Genomic DNA, 4,013 nt, shown 5'->3' with positions numbered 1-4,013 from the left:
ATTTAAATACATCTCATGTTAAGGTTCAATACTTGTAAAATAGCCATATCTTTATTTTTATATTTAACTTTAAGCTAGTTATTTCAATACTTCTCTTACTATTTTACCAGTGTCTTACTTAAATTTAAAGCACTAATATAAAATTGACTTACAACCTAGTTATTTCAATGGCTCAAATATAATTTTATATAACTTTAGGTTGGTAAAATTTTAGTTCTATTATTTTTAAAACTATTTTAATTGTTATAAAATTAAAATTAGTAATATTATTTATTTTTCTTTTGAGGTTTAAATTTAAGTACCGTATAACTTAATAAGCTTAGTGTTACCATATATATTGGAAGTATTAAGTATGACAAACTCTCTATGTTATAGCCTACTAAAATATTTATTACACTTTGAAATGGCAATGTTGTATATAAAGCAAGCCAAAACATCGTTGGAAATATATCTGCATCAGGTGCACTTGCTATTGAAACAAAAAAATCTAAGTTTAAAAGTATAAATAAAAGTAAAAACATAATTATTCCTAAAAAAATTAATACGGATTTAAATTTCACTTTAAATAATTTTATTAGCACTAAAAATAATAATGTAAATATAATTAAAACCCATAAATAATTTTTCAATTCATTATAAAACTCATGTTCTACAATCACTCCAGCAACTATCATAGCAACAATAGTAGTAATAAAGTATATTATTAGTATTTTACAAATTTCTTTTATATTTATTAATTTATTCATTTAAACCTCCATACCCCACTACTTAATTTTATAATTTAATTATTCAATACTTTATATTCTTATTATACATAATTAGTAAAAACCTTCTCTTTTATTTACTATTTGTTTAAAATTTAGTAAAATATACATATAGTTTTATACATAATTTATGGTTATAAAAAGGGGGCATATTTATGATAATAATAACTAGAGATAACTTACTTGATGTTGTGAGATCTTACAAAATAATTATAGATGATACCTATTATGGAAAGATAAAATGTGGTGAAACAAAGCAAATAAATTTAAAGAAAGGGGATCATACAATTTATCTAAAGATAGATTGGTGTAGAAGTCCTAAATTAAATTTTTCTATTTCAGATAATGAAACTATATTTTTTGATTGTGGTAATTATATGAAGGGTTGGAAACAATTTTTGTTCCCTCTTTATGTAACTTTCCTTAAGAATAAATATTTATTTTTAGAGGAAACTAATAAAAAAATATCCTAGTGTGAAGTTAAATTATAAACTAAAAGGGCATGTATCAAAATAAGTTTTATTTGTTATATTTTGATACATGCCCATTTTTATTATTTTGTGTATTAGTACTTTTAGTACTTTTATAATTTATATTTAATTATGAGATTTAAATCTATTGGAAATTTAAGAAGTTTACTATTTATATTTTATTATAAATTTATATTTCCTTAATCCACATCTAAAATTTTAGAAAAGTACTTCTTACTTCTCTTTGCTGCAATGGTTATTTTGAAGGGGCTTTTGTCATAGCCTTCCACAATAATATTGCCTGATTTATCTCTATAATCTACTTGTATATTTTTAAAGTAGAAAATGTAATAGCCAAGTATAATTCCATCCTTAAAGGAGCCTGTTGCTCTGCTTAGAGCTTCATTGCCAAGGGCTACAGTGTTTTCACTAAGGTCAAAAATTTTTCTTCCTTTTCTAGTAGTTTCTGTTACAATTACTCCTGATAAATTAGTTATAAAAGCCCAAAGACAAATTATTAAAAGTATAACAAATAGGAGTATATTGTTAGTATGTCCACTATTTCCAAGTTTTTTGGATATGTCTATGATTCCAAGAGAATCTAAAAATAGGCTTGTATATGTAACTATTGAAAATAAAATACCTAAAAGTACCATTGAAATATCCTTAAATTTTGGAAAATCTACCTCTTCAAGTTTCTTTAGTTTTATTAAAAGGGCTAAAGAATATTTTACTCTATTTAAAAAGGCAATATTTAAAACTCCTATTAAGATTAAATTCATGAAAAATATTATACTAATTTTATGCATTAAAATGCTGCTTACTAAAATAATGTCTATGATTATTATATTTGCCAAAATATATAAATTTATTTTTTTTAAAACTATGCATCTAAGAACTCTCTCTTATATAATCAACTATTTACTTACCCAGCTCATCATTATTAGTATAAAAATTTGATTTGCTAACTCCTTGTTATCTAAATATACTGTAAACTTAATTTTTTTATTATTGTTAATCACAATATTTAAATCTTTAATCTATACTTTATTAACATTATATAACAACTTTGTTAATAAGTTAAGTTTATCCCTATTTATAAACAAATAAATTTCCTCTTGCTTTTGCTTAATAAATCTAATTATTTAACTACTAAAACATATAAGCTTTATTTTGTTCGTATATATCATGAATTTAATTTTTAGAGTTATTTTTTATCTTCTACTTATTTTTTGATTAATCTCTTCTATGGAATCTTCCTCATATTCTCCAAACCAGTCTTTTAGTTTGGCTTTAGCTTGCTCTTTTGCTTCATCATCAATGTAAAAGGCTACTGCTCCAAGGGCAGGTATTAGAAGTCCTAAGTCATCTGTGTATCCTACAATTGGTGCAACATCTGGAAGGAAATCTATAGGAAAGATAAAGTATCCTAAAACACCTATGATTATACTTTTTGCCCACTTAGGAGTTGTATCCTTTTTTAAAGTGTAGTATAACAATAGGCATGTATAAACTACCTTAATTCCAGCTTTTTTAGCAAATTTTCTTAATTTATCAAAGAAGTCCTTATCAGAAAAGAATTTTGAGTATTTTTCTAAATTTATTTTACGCTTTTTACCCTTAATCTCAACTTCTTCAATAATTAGTTCTTTATTCTCTTCACTCATACATACTCCCTCCTTTACAATATATAATACTCCTAATGTTATGTTTCTTTCAATATATAGTGACTTACTTTAGTTTAATTGAAAAATTCCCCTAATTTACACTACTTTCTTTATCTTTGATTTTGAAATAGCATAACATAATAGTCCAAATATAGTTCCGCTAATTGTCCAAACAATTACTTGTTTTAACTCTACATTAATTGGATAACCTAAAATCCATGGCCAAAGATATGTCATTACAAAAAACATAAATATTCCCCATTGTATTGCTGATATTACACATTGTTTCTTTAATTTTTTAATTTCCATATTGTAAGTATACTCATCATAAACCTCTGTTTCATAAGCTCCACTTTTTTTTAACTTATTTAAAATATAACATGAGTTCCCAAATTGAAGAAAGGTTAAGGCAAATGTTCCAAATGTTAATCTATGATTAATTCCATCAAAAATAAGACTAATTACTATGCAAATTATAAGCAAATATGATAAGTATAAATTAGCTGTTGCAAGAGTTTCATAAATTACTCCTTGCTGATATTCATCTCTTTCATCTAAGTAACCTATATTGTGCTTTAGAAGTGTTTTTTCAAACTTATTCATCCTCGTGTACCTCCTCATTAACCCAAAATAACGTGTTTAAATCAGTTCCTAATGCCTTGGCAATCCTAATACATAAGTCTAGGGATGGATTGTATTTTTGATTTTCAATTAAATTTATAGTTTGTCTTGCAACCCCAACTTTTTTAGAAAGTTCTAACTGTGACATATTAGCTAAAAATCTATATTGCTTTATTTTATTCATCCATTCACCTCAATTCTATGTCATATATATATGACTTTAATAAAATAATACCATTGTTTTTTTTGTATGTCAATTATATGCAACACTTCAAATTTAATGATATAATAAAAATTGTATAAAAAATATTATTGTATAAATTTAGTTTTTAGCATATAAATTATTTTTCAATTAGCATATAAATTATTTTTCAATTTAATGTTAAAACAACTTATATAGAAGGAGTTTATTATTTTATGGTTAAAGAAAAAAATTTAGAATCTAATCGTCCACTTGTATTAGCGATAATGTTTCTTATAGATTTTTTTAT

Annotated in this window: 6 protein-coding genes; 1 reads left to right on the top strand and 5 read right to left on the bottom strand. The window is 24.0% G+C overall.

The genetic code is table 11. The features are described from left to right. Positions 1 to 266: 266 nt before the first annotated feature. On the bottom strand, positions 267 to 746 hold the full coding sequence (locus Q1J60_RS12660) for a hypothetical protein (RefSeq protein WP_300376019.1): 480 nt from the start codon (positions 744 to 746) through the stop codon (positions 267 to 269). A 173-nt stretch (positions 747 to 919) separates the two neighbouring features. On the opposite strand from Q1J60_RS12660, the gene Q1J60_RS12655 reads away from it, so the two are divergent. Continuing rightward, positions 920 to 1,237 (top strand): hypothetical protein, encoded by a 318-nt coding sequence (locus tag Q1J60_RS12655; protein WP_300376015.1) that lies wholly within the window; start codon positions 920 to 922, stop codon positions 1,235 to 1,237. Between the two features lie 197 nt (positions 1,238 to 1,434). Here the strand turns inward: Q1J60_RS12655 and Q1J60_RS12650 are convergent, their stop codons facing one another. The 4 genes from Q1J60_RS12650 to Q1J60_RS12635 all read right to left on the bottom strand — a co-directional run bounded on the left by Q1J60_RS12650 (position 1,435) and on the right by Q1J60_RS12635 (position 3,706). Then, positions 1,435 to 2,091 (bottom strand): hypothetical protein, encoded by a 657-nt coding sequence (locus tag Q1J60_RS12650; RefSeq protein WP_300376012.1) that lies wholly within the window; start codon positions 2,089 to 2,091, stop codon positions 1,435 to 1,437. Positions 2,092 to 2,448: 357 nt separating this feature from the next. After that, positions 2,449 to 2,901, bottom strand: coding sequence for a YkvA family protein (locus Q1J60_RS12645; protein WP_300376009.1), 453 nt, complete (start codon positions 2,899 to 2,901; stop codon positions 2,449 to 2,451). 96 nt (positions 2,902 to 2,997) lie between these two features. Further along, positions 2,998 to 3,504: a DUF3278 domain-containing protein gene (locus Q1J60_RS12640; protein WP_300376006.1), complete on the bottom strand. Its 507-nt coding sequence runs from the start codon at positions 3,502 to 3,504 to the stop codon at positions 2,998 to 3,000. Further along, positions 3,497 to 3,706 carry a helix-turn-helix transcriptional regulator gene (locus Q1J60_RS12635; RefSeq protein ID WP_300376003.1) on the bottom strand — a complete coding sequence of 70 codons (210 nt, stop codon included), beginning with the start codon at positions 3,704 to 3,706 and terminating at the stop codon, positions 3,497 to 3,499. Before Q1J60_RS12635 ends, Q1J60_RS12640 begins: the two co-directional genes overlap by 8 nt. Positions 3,707 to 4,013: the final 307 nt, after the last annotated feature.

The organism is Clostridium sp., from assembly GCF_029258205.1.
Taxonomy (GTDB): Bacteria; Bacillota; Clostridia; order Clostridiales; family Clostridiaceae; genus Sarcina.
The sequence above is the reverse complement of the archived record's forward strand: the minus strand, read 5'-3'. Positions and strand labels throughout refer to the sequence as shown.

Coding starts and splice junctions, on each gene's coding strand:
- Q1J60_RS12660 (WP_300376019.1), bottom strand. CDS start 746: ATGAATAAATTAATAAATATAAAAGAAATTTGTAAAATACTAATAATA.
- Q1J60_RS12655 (WP_300376015.1), top strand. CDS start 920: ATGATAATAATAACTAGAGATAACTTACTTGATGTTGTGAGATCTTAC.
- Q1J60_RS12645 (WP_300376009.1), bottom strand. CDS start 2,901: ATGAGTGAAGAGAATAAAGAACTAATTATTGAAGAAGTTGAGATTAAG.
- Q1J60_RS12640 (WP_300376006.1), bottom strand. CDS start 3,504: ATGAATAAGTTTGAAAAAACACTTCTAAAGCACAATATAGGTTACTTA.
- Q1J60_RS12635 (WP_300376003.1), bottom strand. CDS start 3,706: ATGAATAAAATAAAGCAATATAGATTTTTAGCTAATATGTCACAGTTA.